This window comes from Croceibacterium aestuarii, from assembly GCF_030657335.1.
Taxonomy (GTDB): Bacteria; Pseudomonadota; Alphaproteobacteria; order Sphingomonadales; family Sphingomonadaceae; genus Croceibacterium_B; species Croceibacterium_B aestuarii.
Map to the genome: position 1 here is coordinate 2,043,415 of NZ_CP131039.1, position 16,798 is coordinate 2,060,212.

14 protein-coding genes are annotated in these 16,798 nt (G+C 65.8%); 9 read left to right on the forward strand and 5 right to left on the reverse strand.

Annotation, left to right across the window (positions count from 1 at the left end):
* Window positions 1–33: 33 nt before the first annotated feature.
* Genes rplI through rpsF form a run of 3 tightly spaced genes read right to left on the reverse strand, consistent with a single transcriptional unit; the run spans window position 34 to window position 1,251 of the window.
* A complete protein-coding gene (rplI, locus tag Q7I88_RS10095; RefSeq protein WP_305095790.1) occupies window positions 34–651 on the reverse strand; it encodes a 50S ribosomal protein L9 in 618 nt (205 codons plus the stop codon).
* A 13-nt stretch (window positions 652–664) separates the two neighbouring features.
* The gene (gene rpsR, locus Q7I88_RS10100) at window positions 665–889 is read right to left on the reverse strand and encodes a 30S ribosomal protein S18 (protein WP_305095791.1); all 225 of its coding nucleotides are present in this window, start codon (window positions 887–889) and stop codon (window positions 665–667) included.
* Window positions 889–1,251, reverse strand: coding sequence for a 30S ribosomal protein S6 (rpsF, locus tag Q7I88_RS10105; protein WP_305095792.1), 363 nt, complete (start codon window positions 1,249–1,251; stop codon window positions 889–891). Before rpsF ends, rpsR begins: the two co-directional genes overlap by 1 nt.
* Before the next feature lie 224 nt (window positions 1,252–1,475).
* On the opposite strand from rpsF, the gene Q7I88_RS10110 reads away from it, so the two are divergent.
* Window positions 1,476–2,000, forward strand: coding sequence for a DUF3237 domain-containing protein (locus Q7I88_RS10110; protein ID WP_305095793.1), 525 nt, complete (start codon window positions 1,476–1,478; stop codon window positions 1,998–2,000).
* Complete coding sequence (locus Q7I88_RS10115) at window positions 2,001–2,957, forward strand: DUF808 domain-containing protein (RefSeq protein ID WP_305095794.1); 957 nt, start codon at window positions 2,001–2,003, stop codon at window positions 2,955–2,957. It abuts the gene before it with no gap.
* Here the strand turns inward: Q7I88_RS10115 and Q7I88_RS10120 are convergent.
* Window positions 2,954–4,378 carry a glutamate ligase domain-containing protein gene (locus Q7I88_RS10120; protein WP_305095795.1) on the reverse strand — a complete coding sequence of 475 codons (1,425 nt, stop codon included), beginning with the start codon at window positions 4,376–4,378 and terminating at the stop codon, window positions 2,954–2,956. The two genes, Q7I88_RS10115 and Q7I88_RS10120, sit on opposite strands and share 4 nt — an antisense overlap.
* A 53-nt stretch (window positions 4,379–4,431) precedes the next feature.
* Here Q7I88_RS10120 and Q7I88_RS10125 point away from each other — a divergent pair, with 53 nt between their 5' ends.
* The 4 genes from Q7I88_RS10125 (at window position 4,432) to dnaN (ending at window position 8,298) form a co-directional block, all read left to right on the forward strand.
* On the forward strand, window positions 4,432–5,238 hold the full coding sequence (locus tag Q7I88_RS10125) for an LD-carboxypeptidase (RefSeq protein WP_305095796.1): 807 nt from the start codon (window positions 4,432–4,434) through the stop codon (window positions 5,236–5,238).
* Between the two features lie 41 nt (window positions 5,239–5,279).
* Window positions 5,280–6,215: an ACP S-malonyltransferase gene (fabD, locus tag Q7I88_RS10130; protein WP_305095797.1), complete on the forward strand. Its 936-nt coding sequence runs from the start codon at window positions 5,280–5,282 to the stop codon at window positions 6,213–6,215.
* Window positions 6,216–6,217: 2 nt separating this feature from the next.
* The gene (gene fabG, locus Q7I88_RS10135) at window positions 6,218–6,979 is read left to right on the forward strand and encodes a 3-oxoacyl-[acyl-carrier-protein] reductase (RefSeq protein ID WP_305095798.1); all 762 of its coding nucleotides are present in this window, start codon (window positions 6,218–6,220) and stop codon (window positions 6,977–6,979) included.
* Window positions 6,980–7,161: 182 nt separating this feature from the next.
* On the forward strand, window positions 7,162–8,298 hold the full coding sequence (dnaN, locus tag Q7I88_RS10140) for a DNA polymerase III subunit beta (protein ID WP_305095799.1): 1,137 nt from the start codon (window positions 7,162–7,164) through the stop codon (window positions 8,296–8,298).
* On the opposite strand, the gene Q7I88_RS10145 is transcribed toward dnaN, so the two are convergent.
* Entirely contained in the window at window positions 8,295–9,611 is a 1,317-nt protein-coding gene (locus Q7I88_RS10145) for an FAD-dependent oxidoreductase (RefSeq protein ID WP_305095800.1), read from the reverse strand. The genes dnaN and Q7I88_RS10145 overlap by 4 nt on opposite strands.
* A gap of 368 nt (window positions 9,612–9,979) precedes the next feature.
* Here Q7I88_RS10145 and Q7I88_RS10150 point away from each other — a divergent pair, with 368 nt between their 5' ends.
* From Q7I88_RS10150 to lepA, 3 genes are all read left to right on the forward strand, one after another.
* Window positions 9,980–12,463: an EAL domain-containing protein gene (locus tag Q7I88_RS10150; protein WP_305095801.1), complete on the forward strand. Its 2,484-nt coding sequence runs from the start codon at window positions 9,980–9,982 to the stop codon at window positions 12,461–12,463.
* A 113-nt stretch (window positions 12,464–12,576) separates the two neighbouring features.
* Complete coding sequence (locus Q7I88_RS10155; protein ID WP_305095802.1) at window positions 12,577–14,808, forward strand: EAL domain-containing protein; 2,232 nt, start codon at window positions 12,577–12,579, stop codon at window positions 14,806–14,808.
* A 44-nt stretch (window positions 14,809–14,852) separates the two neighbouring features.
* Window positions 14,853–16,670: a translation elongation factor 4 gene (gene lepA / locus Q7I88_RS10160; protein ID WP_305095803.1), complete on the forward strand. Its 1,818-nt coding sequence runs from the start codon at window positions 14,853–14,855 to the stop codon at window positions 16,668–16,670.
* The last annotated feature ends 128 nt before the right edge of the window (window positions 16,671–16,798 follow it).

A 16,798-nucleotide genomic window follows, 5' to 3' on the forward strand; every position in this document is an offset into this window, starting at 1 on the left:
CCGCGCCCTTGCTTGTTTGCTGTACCGACGCGCTCAGGCTTCGGTATCGTCTTCGGTCGAGCCCTCGAGCATGTCGGCGGGGATTTCGCCGGGCTCGAGCGTCGGGTCCACCGCTTCGGTGAAGCCCTCGGCCCTGGCGGCCTCGTGTTCTTCCTCGAAGGCCTGGGCGAGGATGTCGACACCCTGGCTCTGCAGCTCGGCTTCGTCGTCCGAACGGGCGACGTTGGCCTTGACGGTCACGCGCACTTCAGGGTGAAGCTGGATGGTCACGTCGAACATGCCGATCGTCTTGATCGGCGCACCCATGATGACCTGGCGCTTGTCGATGTCGTGGCCCTTTTCGGAGAGCGCAGTGGCGACGTCGCGGACGTTGACCGAACCGTAGAGCTGACCCGAGTTCGATGCAGCGCGGATCAGGACGATCTCTTCGCCGTCGACCTTGCTGCCGGCCTTTTCGGCCTCGGTACGCCGTTCGGCGTTTTCGGCTTCGAGACGGTCGCGATTGGCTTCGAAGACCTTCTTGTTGGACTCGTTGGCACGCAGCGCCTTCTTCTGCGGAAGCAGGTAGTTGCGGGCGTAGCCGTCCTTGACCGAAACGACGTCGCCGATCGTGCCGAGGTTCTCGATGCGTTCGAGGAGGATGATATCCATGTGCCTGTCCTCCTTACTTCACGATGTAGGGCAGCAGGCCCAAGTGACGGGCGCGCTTGATCGCCTTGGCCAGCTCGCGCTGCTTCTTGGCGGAAACGGCGGTGATGCGGCTCGGCACGATCTTGCCGCGCTCGGACATGAAGCCCTGGAGCAGGCGCACGTCCTTGTAGTCGATCTGCGGAGCATCCTTGGCCGAAAACGGGCAGGACTTGCGGCGGCGGAAGAAAGGACGGGCCATCAGTCGTCTCCCCGCTCGCTGCGACGCTTACGGTCGCGTTCGTTCTTGCGCATCATGACCGAGGGGCCGCTTTCGTGTTCGTCGACGCTGATCGTGATCCAGCGGATGATGTCTTCGTTGATTCGGTTCTGCCGCTCGAGTTCCTCGACCAGCGTGCCCGGGCCTTCGATGTTCAGCAGAACGAAGTGGGCCTTGCGGTTGCGGTCGATCTTGTAGGCGAGATTCTTGAGGCCCCAGGTCTCCGTCTTGGTGACCTTGCCGTCATTCTTCTCGATGATTTCGGTGGCGGCGGCGGCCAGGGTGTCCACCTGAGCCTGGCTCAGGTCCTGACGCGCGAGAAAGACGTGCTCGTATAGAGCCATCTTGGCGTTCCTTTCACTCCATGCCGATCGCTGGCTGATCCCGCACCGTGCAGGGGCCCCTCCGGCTTTCTTCGTCCCGGCCCGCCCTTCGACACATGCTCAGGGTGAGCGGGAAGCGGCGCACATACAGGTTTTCGGGGGCAATGCAAGGCGGCTGCGCGGATTGACGGATGGTCTCGCGCCGATAGACCGGTAACCGATATCAGAAGGGAAGGGGGATTCGAATGAAGTGGATTGCAGCGCTGTTCATGGCGCTTTGTTTTGTGGTGCCGGCCGCGGCCCAGGAAACAGCACCGCGGTCGCCCGCGCCGGTCGACGTCCCGGGGCTCGAATTGCTTTATCGCTCGGTGGTCAAGCTCAGCCCCGCGGTCGAAGTGGGCAAGACCGCCCGGGGCGAGCGGCGCTTCATTCCGATCATCGGGGGGACCTTCGAAGGGCCGCAGATGAAGGGCGAAATCCTGCCCCGAGGCTGGGATTGGCAGCTCGACCGCGCCGACGGCTGCACAGAGCTGGAAGCCGACTATTTTCTCAAGACCGACGACGGCGTGGTCATCAACGTGGTCAATACGGGAGCGCTGTGCCCCCCGAAGAAAGGCGAAGCACCGACGCCCGTGCGGACCTCGCCCGTGTTCGAGGCGCCGCTCGGCAAGTACGGGTGGCTGAGCAAGGGGGCCTATGTCGGCACGCTGGGCTTCGATCCGGCGGTGAAAGAGCCGCACGTCGTCATCACCGTCTACAAGGCCAACTGAATGCCGGGCGGTCTTGTCGCCCTGCTCGATGACGTCGCGGTCATCGCCAGGGCCGCTGCAGCATCGGTCGACGACGTCGGCGTGGCGGCGAGCCGCGCGGGTGCGAAGGCGGCCGGCGTGGTCATCGACGATGCCGCCGTGACTCCCAACTACGTCACCGGCTTCACCCCTGATCGCGAACTGCCGATCATTGCCAAGATCACCAAGGGCAGCCTGAAGAACAAGCTCGTCATCTTGCTCCCGGCAGCTTTGCTGCTGAGCGCTTTCCTGCCGTGGGCGATCACGCCGATCCTGATGATGGGCGGGCTCTACCTGTCGTATGAAGGGGCCGAGAAGATTATTGAGAAGCTTGGCGGCGAAAAGCACGGCGAGACCCTTGGCGATCCCATCGACGACCCAGCCGATTTCGAGAACCACCGGGTCGCCGGGGCAATCCGCACCGATTTAATCCTGTCGGCCGAGATCATGGCCATCACCCTCGCCAGCGTGGCCGAGCAGTCGCTGTTCAACCGCGCCCTGATCCTGGCCATTGTCGGCACTGGAATTACCTTTGCCGTCTACGGCGCGGTCGGACTGATCGTGAAGATGGACGACATCGGGCTTCATCTCGCCAAACGTCAGGCCGCCTCGGCACAGGCGCTGGGCAGAGGGCTGGTTCATGCCATGCCGCGGGTTCTCACCGCGCTTTCGGCCATCGGCACCGTCGCCATGCTCTGGGTTGGCGGCGGGATCGTCCTGCACGGGCTGGAAGAGCTCGGCCTGGGCGCACCTGCCGAGATCATAGAAGGCGCGCGGCACGGGGTCGAAACGGCGGCCGGGATGCTGGCAGGCGTCCTCGGCTGGGCCGCCCAGGCTATCCTATCGGCCTTGTTCGGATTGGTGCTCGGCGCGGTTGCGGTATTCGTGCTGCACAAAGTCCTGCGGATCGGCGCGCATGGCGAGGGCGAAGCGCATTAGGCGAGGCGGGCGAGAAGGTCCTTCGCGAACACGGTCAGCGTATCGTCACGCGCGCCCATCACGACCACGCGGTCGCCCGGCTGGGCGATCTGGACGATGCGCTCGGCGACGGCCGCGCGCTCGGCCACGTATTCGGCCCGGCCGCCGGCTTGGCCAATCAGATCGACGATCCGCTCGCTGCCCTCGCTGCGGTCGACCGTGCCGCCGAAATAGACCGGGTCGCAGAGGATCGTGATGTCGTCCCCGGAAAGCTCGCCGGCGAAAGTCTCGGCGAGCTCGTGGCCCATCTGCCGCAGCGGGCCGTAGCCGTGCGGCTGGAAGAAGGCGATGACTCGCCCGGGCTGCGCCTTGAGGGTGCGCAGCGTCGCGCGACACTTTTCCGGGTTGTGGCCGAAATCGTCGATCACCGTCACGCCGCCGCTACTGGTCCCGATGACGTCGAAGCGCCGCGCCAGCCCTTTGAAGTCCGCCAGCGCCGCGCAGGCATCGTGCACGGGCACGCCGGCGGCGACCGCCCCGGCGACGGCGGCGAGCGCGTTCGAGAGGTTGTGCATCCCCGGCATCGCGAGCCGGAGCGTATGCATAGCGGCCCCGTTCTGCCGATCGACGATCGAGGCTGCGATGCCCTCGGCGTCCGGCGCAATGCTCCCCTCGACCACCGCGAGGCGTGCACCGGGATGCTCGATCGCGAACGAGACGACGTTGTCGAGGCCTTCGGCCAGAGCCAGCGCGTCCTCGTCGTCGAAGTTGACCGCCCGGGCCCTGCCGGCGCGCAGGAAATTGCGGAACAGCATGCGCAGTTCCTCCATCGACTTATGGTCGAGGCTGACGTTGAGCAGGACCGAAACCGCCGGCTCGTAGAGTGCGATCGAGCCGTCGCTCTCGTCGACTTCGGCCACGAAGACATCGCCGCCACCGACCACGGCGCTGGCGAACGGTTCGGTCTCGGTGACGAAATTCTTCATCACCGCGCCGTTCATAATCGTTGGCGCGTAGCCGCAGGCGTGGAGGATCCAGCCGAGCATCGCGGTGACGGTCGACTTGCCGCTGGTCCCGCCGACCGCGATCCCGGCCGGCGCGGCGTTGAACAGGCCCGAAAGCAGCTCGGCGCGGGTCATGCGGCGGCAACCGAGTTCCCGGGCCCGGACCACTTCGGGCACGCTGTCCTCGATCGCCGCCGAGGCGACCAGGACCTGCTCGGCCGAAACGATGCCGCTGCCGTCCTGCGGGAACAGGGTGATGCCCTTGCTTTCCAGCCAGGCGAATTTTTCCGGCGTGCGACCCTGATCGCGGCTGCGGTCCGACCCGGCGACCTCGGCGCCGAGGCCGCGGGCGATCATCGCCAGCGGCAACATCCCCGATCCGCCGATCCCGCAAAAGAACAGGGGCTGGGCGGTGGGGTCGACAGGCGCTTCGCTCATGCCGCACCGGTATGCGGTTGTCGGGCGCGGCACAAGCCAGCTAGAAGCGCGCCATGCCCCGCATAGCCATCTGTGCGCCCGCAACGCCGATCACCCGCGAGCAGGCGGACCGCGTCCTGGCGCTGGCGGCGGCGGAGTTTCCCCAGCTCACGCTCGAGTTCGATCCGCAGTGCTTCGCCGCGGACGGCCATTTCGCCGGTCCCGACGAGATGCGCCTCGCCGCGCTGCTCGATTGCGCCGCCAGCGGCGCCGACGCGGTGTGGTTCGCCAAGGGAGGCTACGGCTCGAACCGGATCGTCGCCGACGCGGTCGAGCGCCTTGCGGGGCGCGAAGTGAACCAGCAATGGTTCGGCTATTCGGATTGCGGCTACCTGCTCGCGGCGGCCGAACGGTACGGCATCGCCCGCGCTGTGCATGGCCCGATGCCGGTCGATATCCGCCGCGAGGGCGGCGAACAGGCGGTGCGGCGGGCGCTGGCCTGGTTCGCGGGTGACCGCTCCGGTCTCGAAGGCGGGCTCGATGGCCAGCCCGCGGCGCCCTTCAACCTGACGACGCTGGCGATGCTGTGCGGCACGCGGTTCCTGCCCGACCTCACGAACCGGGTGGTCATCGTCGAGGAAGTCGCCGAGCACCTCTATGCGATCGACCGGCTGTTCTTCCACGTGACCGAGCACTTGCGCGGCATTGCCGGGCTGCGATTGGGCCGGATCAGCGACGTGCCCGAGAACGATCGCCCGTTCGGATCCGACGCCGAGCATATCGCCCGCGACTGGTGTGCGCGCAGCGGCATTCCCTACCTCGGGCGCGCCGATATCGGGCATGATGCGGCGAACAGGATCGTGCCCTTCGGTCTTGCCTGAAACGGGACCGGCTCCTAACCGCGCGGCCAAAGGAGTTTGACATGAGAGCTTTCATCTTCCCCGGCCAGGGCAGTCAGAAGGTCGGCATGGGTGCCGAACTGGCCGCGGCAAGCCCCGCGGCGCGCGAGGTGTTTGAGGAAGTGGACGAGGCGCTTGGCCAGAAGCTGTTCGCGGTCATGCGCGAGGGTCCCGAAGACCAGCTCATGCTGACCGAAAATGCCCAGCCGGCGATCATGGCCAATGCCATCGCCACGCTGAAGGTGCTGGCGCGCGATTTCAGCGTGCAGCTGCTCGATAAGGCGGACTGCGTCGCGGGGCACAGCCTGGGCGAATATACCGCGCTGGCGGCAATAGGGGCCTTTTCGCTGAGCGACACTGCGCGGCTGCTCAAGTTGCGCGGGCAGGCGATGCAGGCGGCGGTCCCGGTCGGCAAGGGTGCGATGTGCGCGTTGCTCGGCGCCGACATCGACAAGGCCAGCGATCTGGCCGCCGCTGCCGCGGAGGGCGAGGTCTGCGAGGTCGCAAACGACAACGATCCCGGCCAGGTCGTGCTTTCGGGCAGCAAGGACGCGATCGAACGCGCCGTGGCGATGGCCAAGGATTTCGGCATCAAGCGCGGCGTGCTGCTGCCGGTTTCGGCGCCGTTCCACTGTTCGCTGATGCAGCCCGCCGCCGAAGCGATGGACGAGGCGCTGACCAAGACCCCGCCGAGCGCATTCCACCTGCCGCTCTACGCCAACGTCACCGCCGCGGAAGTTTCCGACCCGGCGGCCGAGCGCAAGCTGCTGGTCGAACAGGTCACCGGCAGGGTCCGCTGGCGCGAGAGCGTCATCGCAATGAAGGCCGCAGGGGTGGAGCATTTCGTCGAGCTGGGCGGCAAGGTCCTCGGCCCGATGGTCGGGCGCACGGTGGACGATGTCACGGTCACCAGCGTAGTGACGATGGCCGACCTCGAAGCCCTGGCGAAGGAAATCTAAGCATGTTCGACCTGACTGGAATGACCGCCCTCGTCACCGGCGCCAGCGGCGGGATCGGTTCGGCGATCGCCAAGGCGCTGGCGGGCCAGGGCGCCCGCCTGGCGATTTCGGGCTCGAACAGCTCCAAGCTGCGCTCTTTCCGCGAGGAGCTCAACGACAGCTACAAGCACGACGCCGGGGCGCACGTCGAAATCACCTGCGACCTATCGGACACCAACCAGGTCGAGGAACTGATCCCGGCTGCCGTCGACACGCTCGGCCAGATCGATATCCTGGTGAACAACGCCGGGGTAACGCGCGATAACCTCGCCATGCGGATGAAGGACGAGGAGTGGGACGCGGTCATCAAGATCAACCTCGAGGCCGCCTTCCGCCTGATGCGGGCCAGCGCCAGGCCAATGATGAAAGCGCGCTTCGGGCGCATCGTGACGATTACCAGCGTCGTCGGGGCGACCGGCAACCCGGGGCAGATGAACTACGCCGCGGCCAAGGCCGGCCTCGTCGGCATGACCAAGAGCTTCGCGCAGGAAGTCGCCAGCCGCGGGATCACAGCCAACTGCGTCGCGCCCGGCTTCATCCGGACCGCGATGACCGAAGTGCTGCCCGATGCGCAGAAGGAGGCGCTCAACGCGCGCATCCCGATGGGCCGCATGGGCGAGGGCCCGGACATCGGTGCGGCGGTTGCCTACCTCGCCAGCAGGGAAGCGGGCTACGTCACCGGGCAGGTGCTGCACGTCAACGGCGGCATGGCGATGTTCTCCTGATCGCCTCGCTTAGGCATGTTATCCCCAGTTTAGCCCCTGAGAGGGCCTGTCAGCCTTGCCGCCTAAGTCCCTTTCGCTAAGGGTAAGGAACAGTTTTCCGGCGCTCATGGGCGATTCCGGCCAGGCTCGGTCACTTGGTGAATCACTTTGGGGGGCGCGCAGATGGGGTTAAAGACGGACCGATGAAGGCCACAATCGAACGCGCCAAGCTGCTACGCTGCCTGTCCCACGTGCAGTCGGTGGTGGAACGGCGCAACACGATCCCGATCCTCTCCAACGTTCTGATCGAGGCCTCGAAGGACGGGCTGGTCAAGATCATGGCGACCGACCTCGATTTGCAGGTCATCGAGAGCCTCGACGCGGTTTCGGTCGAGAGCGAGGGGGCGATCACCGTATCGGCCCACCTGCTGTTCGACATCGCCCGCAAGCTGCCCGACGGCAGCCAGGTCAGTTTCGAAACTGCCGACAACCGCATGACGGTCAAGGCCGGGCGCAGCCGCTTCCAGCTGCCGACGCTGCCGCGTGACGATTTCCCGACCATTGTCGAAGGCGACCTGCCGACCAGCTTCGAGATACCGGCCAAGACCCTGGCCGAGCTCATCGATCGTACGCGCTTCGCCATTTCGACCGAGGAAACCCGCTACTACCTCAACGGCATCTTTCTGCACGTCTCCGACGAAGCCGGCAGCGCGGGTCCCGTGCTCAAGGCCGCGGCGACCGACGGCCACCGGCTCGCCCGTTTTACCTTGCCGCGCCCCGAGGGCGCTGAAGGCATGCCGGACGTGATCGTGCCGCGAAAGGCCGTGGCCGAACTGCGCAAGCTGCTCGACGAATCGCTCGACGGGAACGTCGAAATCGACCTCTCGGCGAGCAAGATTCGCTTCACCCTCGGCGGCGAGGGTGGGGTGGTCCTTACCAGCAAACTGATCGACGGTACCTTTCCCGATTATTCCCGCGTTATTCCAACGGGTAACGACAAGCTTCTCAAGCTCGATCCGAAGTCTTTCTACGCGGGCGTCGACCGCGTCGCGACCATCGCCACCGAGCGCACCCGCGCCGTGAAGATGGGGCTCGAACCGGACAAGGTCACGCTCTCGGTGACCAGCCCGGACAACGGCACGGCGGCCGAGGAAATCGCCGCCGACTACAAGTCCGAAGGTTTCGAGATCGGCTTCAACGCCAATTATCTCAAGGACATCCTCGGCCAGTTCGACAGCGACACGGTCGAACTGCACCTCGCCGATGCCGGCGCCCCGACGTTGATCCGCGAGAACGAGAAAAGCCAGGCGCTTTACGTGCTCATGCCGATGCGGGTCTAACCCCGCGCTCTGATCATTGCCTCGATATCGACGAACTTCTCGCGCGGCGCGCCTTCGCGGGCGGCGCGTTCCTCGGCCTCTTCGATCTTCTTCCATTCGCGGAAGGTGACCACTTCCAGCCCGCGCTCCGCCGCCAGCGCGTCGAAGCCTTCGCGGCCGGGCTTGTCGGCGCGGCCCAGCACGCCCGCGGCAATGTCCTCGCCGATCTTCTCGACCACCGAGGCCCCGTCGGGCCGGTTGGTGCCGATCGTCCCGCTCGGTCCGCGCCGGGCCCAGCCGACACAGTAGAGGCCGGGCATGATGCGGCCCTCGTCGTTGGCGAAGCGTCCGGCGCGCTCGTCGAACGGGACGTCGGGAATCGGCGCGGTGCGGTAACCAATGCAGCTAACCACGATGCTGGCGGGAACGCGGTAGGTCTCGCCAGTGCCCGCGGCGCGCCCGGCCACGACCTCGGTGCGCTCGACCTCGATCGCTTCGACGCTGCCCTCGCCGAACAGCGCCACGGGTTGCGCGAAAAAATCGAACTCGATGGCGATGCGCTTTTCGGCCCGGATGTGTTCGGGCACCGCGGCAAAGCTGCGCAACAGTGTGACCGACTTGCGCTGGCCCGGTTCGAGGATCGCGTCCGCGTCGAGCTCCGGCAGGTCGCGGGGGTCGACATGCGGCGCTGCCCGGTCGAGATCGCCCAGTTCGCCCAATTCCTTGGGCGTCATCATGATCTGGTGCGGTCCGCGCCGGCCGAGAATGACGATGCGCTCGAGCTTGGCGGCACAGAGCGCTTCGAGCGCGTGGCCGACGATGTCGCTGCCATCGAACTCGCAATCAGTCTTGGCGAGGATCCGCGCCACGTCGAGCGCGACGTTGCCCATGCCAATGACCACCGCGGTCTTGCCCGAGAGATCGGGATCGAGATCTGCGAACTGGGGGTGCCCGTTATACCAGCCGACGAAGGCCGCGCTGCCGAAAACGTTGCGCAGATCGGCGCCCGGTATGTCGAGATCGCGGTCGTGCGGGGCGCCGGTGGCGAGCACGATCGCATCGTACAGGCGGGCCAACTCGGGTATCGTCACATCGCGCCCGACGGCGACATTGCCGACGAAGCGGACATTCTCGGTCAAGGCTGTCTTCTCGTAGCGGCGGGAAACGCCCTTGATCGACTGGTGGTCTGGCGCGACGCCGGTCCGGATCAGGCCGTAGGGAACGGGGAGGCGGTCGAACACGTCGACCCGGATGTCGTCGCCGAAGGTCTTCTGAGCCGCTTCGGCGGTGTAGTACCCGGCCGGACCGGATCCGATAATGGCGATGTGGCGCATGATGCTCCTCCCCGCCGTGAGCTTATCCGCGCTGTACCGCACTGCAAGGCCGGGCTGCACAATTCTCCGCTTTGACGAAGTGATCGCTTAACCGTTTTTCAAAGCGAAGCGCGCATGAGAGCGGCATGGATCGGTCCCAGCAACTTGCACGTCGCGAGGCAGCACCTGCTGCGTCAGACGAGGCGGCGCTTGAGCGTACCGAATCCGCCCCCCGCACCGGCCGCTCGAAACGCCCGAAGAAGCCTGATGAAGAGCGTCGGAACAAAGCCCGCAGGACGCCCGATGGATCGCGGCTCGGCACGGCGAGAGCGGCCGCACCGAGCGGCGGCACCTGGCTACCCAGCAACTGGCCGTGGCTCCCGGCGGCTATGGCCTTCGCGATAACGCTTGGCCTATTCCTCGGCGACGGTCGGCTGCCGGCGCCAAGCCTTCTGCTCGGCGGCGCGGCGATCGTCGCGACCCTGCTGCGCGGCAAGGCGCGGGCAACCGAGTGCGCGCTCGAAGGCGTTCGAGGCGCGGCGGTCGCAATTGCGGCGGTGGTCGTCCCGCTCATGCTGTTCGCCCTCGCGGTCCACGGCTGGGTTGCCGCTGGCGGCCTGTCGCAGAATGCCGCGACTGCCTTGCTCGTGCTCGTCGCGGTCGTAGCCGCAGTCTATTCCCGCCGGCATCCGGCGCTGCTGGTGCTGTCGCAAGCCGCTCTGTGGCTTCCGCCCGCGATCATAGACGTGTCCCGGGAAAGTCTTGCCGGTCTCGCGGCGGGCCTGGTGCTCTCGCTCCTCGCCGGCCGCGAACAGGTTGCGATCGATCACGAGGAAGAGCTGAAACGGCAGGCGCGCGAGCGCGCCCAGTCGCGCGCGCGGGACATTCTCGCCGAATACGAGGAAACCGGGCAGGGGTGGTTCTGGGAAACTGACCGCCGCTCGCAATTGACCTATATTTCAGAGCCGGTGGCCGCCCAGCTCGGGTGTACCCCCGAGCAGCTGATCGGACGCCCGCTCAAGGCCCTGTTCGATCTGAAGAGGGGACAGGAGGGCGAGCGAACGCTCACGTTCCACCTCCTGGCTCGCTCGGCGTTTCAGGAGATTCCCGTTCGCGCCGCACTCTCCGGTGAGGAGGAGCGGTGGTGGTCCGTCAGCGGACGGCCGATTTACGACCATTTCGACAACTTCGTCGGCTTTCGCGGCTCAGGCACCGACTTGACCGAGAAGCGGCGCAGCCAGGAGGACGCGACGCGGCTCGCCAGGTTCGATTCGCTGACCGGGCTGGCGAATCGGTTCCAGATGGCTCAGTCGCTCGAGAAGATTCTGGCTTCGCCGCAGGAGATGCATCGCTGCTGCGCGGTTTTCCTGCTCGATCTCGATCGCTTCAAGCAGATCAACGACACGCTCGGTCACCCGGCCGGCGACGCGCTGCTCAAGCAGGTTGCGCAGCGGCTCGAGCGCACCATCGGGCAGATGGGCAAGGTGGGGCGGCTCGGCGGCGACGAGTTCAAGGTGATCATTCCCAACAGGGTCGAGCGGCGCCGCCTGGGCGAGGTTGCGGAGAGGATCATTCATTCGCTGTCCATGCCCTACGCGCTCGACGGGCATACCGCGGTCATCGGCGCGTCGGTGGGAATCGCCATCGCTCCGACCGACGGCACGACCAGCGAAGAACTGATCCGCAACGCCGACCTTGCGCTCTATGCCGCCAAGGATGGCGGACGCGGGCGGTTCCACTTCTACGCGCAGGAACTTCATGCCGAGGCCGAATCCAGGGCTGAACTGGAAAAAGATCTGCGCCTTGCCATCGTCAACGGCCAGCTCGCCATGCACTATCAGCCCGTCGTCGCGACGGCGAGCGAGACGATTGCCGGATTCGAGGCCCTGATGCGCTGGGAGCATCCCGAAAAGGGCTGGATCTCGCCCGAAAAATTCATCGCCATCGCCGAGGATAGCGGATTGATCCAGCAGATGGGCGAATGGGCGCTGAGGACGGCGTGCAAGGACCTCTCGCGCTGGCCCGAAGAAGTGCGCTGCGCGGTCAACGTGTCGCCGCTCCAGTTCGCGAACCGCAACCTGCCGGCCATCGTCACCAACGCGATCGCTCAAGCAGGGATCGATCCCTCGCGCCTCGAGCTGGAGATTACAGAGAGCGTCTTCCTCAACGACGACGAGAGCACCGAGGCGATGTTCGCTGCGCTCAAGGGCATTGGCGTACGCCTGGCGCTCGACGATTTCGGCACGGGCTACTCGTCGCTCGGCTATTTGAAGAAGGCGCCGTTCGACAAGATCAAGATCGACCAGAGCTTCGTGCGCGGTGCGACCGAGCCGGGGAGCCGCAACGGAGCGATCATCGCTTCGATCTCGAGCCTCGCCCAGGTTCTTGGCATGGATACCACGGCCGAAGGCGTCGAGACGCTCGATGAGCTCGATCTGGTGCGCATGCATGGGTGCAGTCACGTTCAGGGGTACATCTACGAACGGCCGCTAGATGGCGAAGCAGCGACTCGCCGACTGGCTGTCGGTCTCACCGCGGTGGCTCAGGGGCCACGCTCGGCGCGCGCGCCGCGTCAGACGACGTTGCGCAAGGTCGTGCTCGACCATCAGGGGCAGATCTACAACGGAACCGTTCGCAACATCTCGGTCGGCGGGGCGTTGATCGAAGGACTCTGGAACGTGCCGCCCGGGACGGTCTTCCAGATCCAGCTCTCCAAGGAAGTCAGCGTGACCGCCACCACGCGCTGGTCGGTAAACGATCGCATGGGTGTGGAGTTCGCGTCCCCGATCGCGCGCGAGAAAGATGGCCGCTTCGCCGGGTTCGGCGAGCGCCGGGCCGGCATGCAGCCGGCGCTCCTGCGCAAGACCGGCTGACGTGCATGCTCCGGCAGCAGTCCACTTAGCACTTATTTAAGCCAAAGCGGCTACCCGTGGGTGTCAACCAGCAGTCGCGCCAAGACGACTTGTTCGGAGGTGTTTCGAATATCATGGCAGTGCGCGGATTCCTCAGAGGCATCGGCGGCAAGAACGCTATGCCGCAGGGCGCGTCTGCCGACGGTTCCGAACGCCCATTGAAGCCGATTGCAATGGGCGACGGGGCAACGCGCCTGCAGCTTCTCGACGAGTTCGAGGCCGGCGGAATCGGCTGGTTCTGGGCGACCGACGACCAGAATCGCCTGATCTATCTCTCTCCGGCCGCGGCCGCGAACTTTCAGGTCAGTCACGAAGAACTGATCGGGCGGCCGCTGACGTCCTTGTTCACGCTCGAGAACGGCGAAGACGAAGAGGCCGCGGAGCGGCCGCTACCTTTCCTCATCAGCGCCCGCACCAAGTTTGCCAACATGACGGTTAAGGTCGATGCCGGCGGCGATCCTCGCTGGTGGACGATCAGCGGCAAGCCTTATCAGGATGCAAACGGCGTCTTCCTCGGCTATCGCGGCGGCGCCAAGGACATTACCGCGGATTTCGAACGCCAGCGCGACAACACCCGTGCCGCGCACTTCGACTCGCTCACCGGGCTGGCCAACCGCAATCGCATGACACGCAGGCTGACCGCCATTCTGACCGCGTACAAGGCGGCCAAGCGTTCGTGTGCGCTGCTGATGCTCGACCTCGACCGATTCAAGGCCGTAAACGACACGCTTGGCCATCCTGCCGGAGACGAACTGCTCAAGCAGGTTGCCCAGCGGCTCGAACGGATCGTCGGGCCCAAGGGGGAGATCGGCCGCCTCGGCGGTGACGAGTTTCAGGTCATCCTCCCCGATATCGACGATCGCGGCGACCTCGGCGAGCTTGCCCACCGCATCATTCAGATGATCTCGCAACCCTACTCGCTCGACGGGAGCAGGGCGATCATCGGCACTTCGGTCGGCATCGCTGTCGCCCCCTACGACGGGATCGAACCGTCGGATCTGGTGAAGAGCGCCGACCTGGCGCTCTATGCCGCGAAGGGTGGTGGGCGCGGCCAATATCGCTTCTATTCGAACGACCTCAAGGACAGCGCCCAGCAGCGCCGCGAGATCGAAGAAGACCTGCGCGACGCGCTGTCGCGCGGCGAACTGCGGATGTATTATCAGCCGGTCGTCTGCTCGCAGACTCACAAGGTGAAAGGCTTCGAGGCGCTGATGCGCTGGGAGCACCCCGAACGCGGGCCGATCAGCCCGGCAGTCTTCATCCCGATCGCCGAAGACTCCAACCTGATCATCGCACTGGGTGAATGGGCGATGCGTCAGGCGTGCGAGGACGCTGCGAAGTGGCCGGCCGACATGACAGTCTCGGTCAATGTCTCTGCGCAGCAGTTCTCGACGGACAGCCTGCCCGCGCTGGTCACGAATGCCTTGGCCTCGTCGGGTTTGAAGCCGCGCCGCCTCGAGCTTGAAATCACCGAAAGCGTGTTCATGGGCGATGCCGCGACGACCGACGCGATGTTCGCCAAGCTGAAGAAGATCGGCGTACGCCTTGCGCTCGACGACTTCGGCACCGGTTACTCGTCGCTCGGCTACCTGCGCAAGGCGCCCTTCGACAAGATCAAGATCGACCAGAGTTTCGTGCGTGGCTCGACCGAGGACGACAATTCGAACTCGGCGATTATCGCCGCGATCGTCAGCCTGGCCGACGCGCTCGATATGGAAACGACCGCCGAGGGCGTTGAGGCGATGGACGAACTGGCGCTGGTCAAGAAGCGCGGGGCGACGCTCATCCAAGGCTTCATTTTCTCGCGCGCCGTGCCGCAGGAGGAAGTGCTTGAGAAGCTCGCCGACGGCAATTTCGTCTATGAGCCCAACGGACCCGAGAAGCAGCGCTCGCAGCGCCGCACCTTGTTCCGCCGTATCGGTGTGATCCATGAGGACCACCGCTACGAAGCCGTCCTGCGCAATCTCTCGCGCACCGGAGCGATGATCGAGGGCCTGCTCGAAGTGCCGGTCGGGACCGATCTCGTCCTCGATCTCGGCGAGGGCCAGCTCGCGATCTGCCGGGTGCGCCGCTCGCAAGATGCCACGCAGGGTGTCGAGTTCGAAACCCCGCTGATCAGCGACGGGGCAGACGGCTTGTGCACGCGCCACCGCATCTCGCCCTATGCACTCGCCGCGGCCGGCATGCCGCTCGCGGCGCTGCCACCGGGCCATTACGCGATGCCCGACCGGCGCGGGGCGAGGCCGACGGACAACCGCCGCTTCATGCAGGTCGACGTCGGCATGGGCGCATCGCGCGCTGCATAACAGAGGCTGCTGACAGCGGGGCGGGGCGCGGCTAAGGGCGGCGCATGACCGAGCTTTCGCTGATCCGCAATTTCTCCATCATCGCCCACATCGACCATGGCAAGTCGACGCTGGCCGATCGGCTGATCCAGGCGACGGGGGGGCTGACTTTGCGCGAGATGAGCGAGCAAGTGCTTGATAACATGGACATCGAGCGCGAGCGCGGCATCACCATCAAGGCCCAGACCGTGCGCCTCAGCTACACCGCCGGCGACGGGAAGACGTACGAGCTCAACCTGATGGACACCCCCGGCCACGTCGACTTCGCCTACGAGGTCTCCCGGAGCCTCGCCGCGTGCGAGGGGGCGCTGCTGGTGGTCGACGCGGCGCAGGGGGTCGAGGCGCAGACGCTCGCCAACGTCTACCAGTCGATCGAGCACGACCACGAGATCGTGCCCGTCATCAACAAGATCGACCTCCCCGCCGCCGACCCGGAAAAGGTCCGCGCCGAGATCGAGGACATCATCGGCATCGACGCGAGCGAGGCCGTGCTCACCTCCGCCAAGTCGGGCATCGGCATCGAGGACGTGCTCGAAGCGGTGGTCAAGAAGATCCCGCCCCCCACGGGCGACCGCGACGCGCCCCTGCGCGCGCTGCTGGTCGACTCCTGGTACGACCCCTACCTCGGCGTGGTCATTCTCGTCCGGGTCCTCGACGGGGCGATCAAGAAGGGCCTGCAGGTCAAGTTCATGCAAGGCGGCACCGAGCACCTGATCGACCGCGTCGGCTGCTTCACCCCCAAGCGCGTCGAGCTACCCGAGCTCGGCCCGGGCGAGATCGGCTTCATCACCGCGCAGATCAAGGAAGTCGAACAGGCCCGCGTCGGCGACACCATCACCACGGTCAAGGGCGGCGCCACCCAGGCGCTGCCGGGCTACAAGGAAGTCCAGCCGGTGGTGTTCTGCGGCCTGTTCCCGGTCGACGCCGCCGACTTCGAGAAGCTGCGCGATTCGATCGGCAAGCTGCGGCTCAACGACGCCAGCTTCTCCTACGAGATGGAGACCAGCGCCGCGCTCGGCTTCGGCTTCCGCTGCGGCTTCCTCGGCCTGCTCCACCTCGAGATCATCCAGGAACGCCTGAGCCGCGAATACGACCTCGACCTCATCACCACCGCGCCGAGCGTCGTCTACCGCATCCAGCTGAACAAGAGCCGGACCGACGATGCGCGCGAGATCATGCTCCACAACCCGGCCGACTATCCCGACCCGAGCCGCATCGAGAGCATCGAGGAGCCGTGGATCAAGGCGACGATCTACACCCCCGACGAATACCTCGGCGCGATCCTCAAGCTGTGCCAGGACCGGCGCGGCATCCAGCGCGACCTGACCTACGTCGGCGGCCGCGCGCAGGTGACCTACGAGCTACCGCTCAACGAGGTGGTGTTCGACTTCTACGACCGCCTGAAATCGATCAGCCGCGGCTACGCCAGCTTCGACTACGAACAGATCGGCCTGCGCGAGGGCGACCTGGTCAAGATGAACATCCTGGTCAACAACGAGCCGGTCGACGCGCTCAGCCTGATCGTCCACCGCGCGGTGGCGGAAGAGCGCGGCCGCGGCATGTGCGAGCGCCTCAAGGACCTCATCCCGCGCCACCTGTTCAAGATCCCGATCCAGGCCGCGATCGGCGGCAAGGTCATCGCCCGCGAAACCATCGCCGCACTGCGCAAGGACGTCACCGCCAAGTGCTACGGCGGCGACATCAGCCGCAAGAAGAAGCTGCTGGAGAAGCAGAAGAAGGGCAAGGCGCGGATGCGGGAATACGGGAATGTCTCGATCCCTCAGGAAGCCTTCATCGCAGCGCTTCGCATGGGAGAGGAGTAGCCCTCATTCTGAGGATGCGGGAGCGCCGCAGGCGGCCTGTCCCCGCGGAAGCGAAGCTGGCCGAAGGCCAACGCGGGGAGCAATGTGTCGGTCCCGCAGGAGGCGTTTATTGCGGCCTTGCGAATGGG

Coding starts and splice junctions, on each gene's coding strand:
- rplI (WP_305095790.1), bottom strand. CDS start 651: ATGGATATCATCCTCCTCGAACGCATCGAGAACCTCGGCACGATCGGC.
- rpsR (WP_305095791.1), bottom strand. CDS start 889: ATGGCCCGTCCTTTCTTCCGCCGCCGCAAGTCCTGCCCGTTTTCGGCC.
- rpsF (WP_305095792.1), bottom strand. CDS start 1,251: ATGGCTCTATACGAGCACGTCTTTCTCGCGCGTCAGGACCTGAGCCAG.
- Q7I88_RS10110 (WP_305095793.1), top strand. CDS start 1,476: ATGAAGTGGATTGCAGCGCTGTTCATGGCGCTTTGTTTTGTGGTGCCG.
- Q7I88_RS10115 (WP_305095794.1), top strand. CDS start 2,001: ATGCCGGGCGGTCTTGTCGCCCTGCTCGATGACGTCGCGGTCATCGCC.
- Q7I88_RS10120 (WP_305095795.1), bottom strand. CDS start 4,378: ATGAGCGAAGCGCCTGTCGACCCCACCGCCCAGCCCCTGTTCTTTTGC.
- Q7I88_RS10125 (WP_305095796.1), top strand. CDS start 4,432: ATGCCCCGCATAGCCATCTGTGCGCCCGCAACGCCGATCACCCGCGAG.
- fabD (WP_305095797.1), top strand. CDS start 5,280: ATGAGAGCTTTCATCTTCCCCGGCCAGGGCAGTCAGAAGGTCGGCATG.
- fabG (WP_305095798.1), top strand. CDS start 6,218: ATGTTCGACCTGACTGGAATGACCGCCCTCGTCACCGGCGCCAGCGGC.
- dnaN (WP_305095799.1), top strand. CDS start 7,162: ATGAAGGCCACAATCGAACGCGCCAAGCTGCTACGCTGCCTGTCCCAC.
- Q7I88_RS10145 (WP_305095800.1), bottom strand. CDS start 9,611: ATGCGCCACATCGCCATTATCGGATCCGGTCCGGCCGGGTACTACACC.
- Q7I88_RS10150 (WP_305095801.1), top strand. CDS start 9,980: ATGGCCTTCGCGATAACGCTTGGCCTATTCCTCGGCGACGGTCGGCTG.
- Q7I88_RS10155 (WP_305095802.1), top strand. CDS start 12,577: ATGGCAGTGCGCGGATTCCTCAGAGGCATCGGCGGCAAGAACGCTATG.
- lepA (WP_305095803.1), top strand. CDS start 14,853: ATGACCGAGCTTTCGCTGATCCGCAATTTCTCCATCATCGCCCACATC.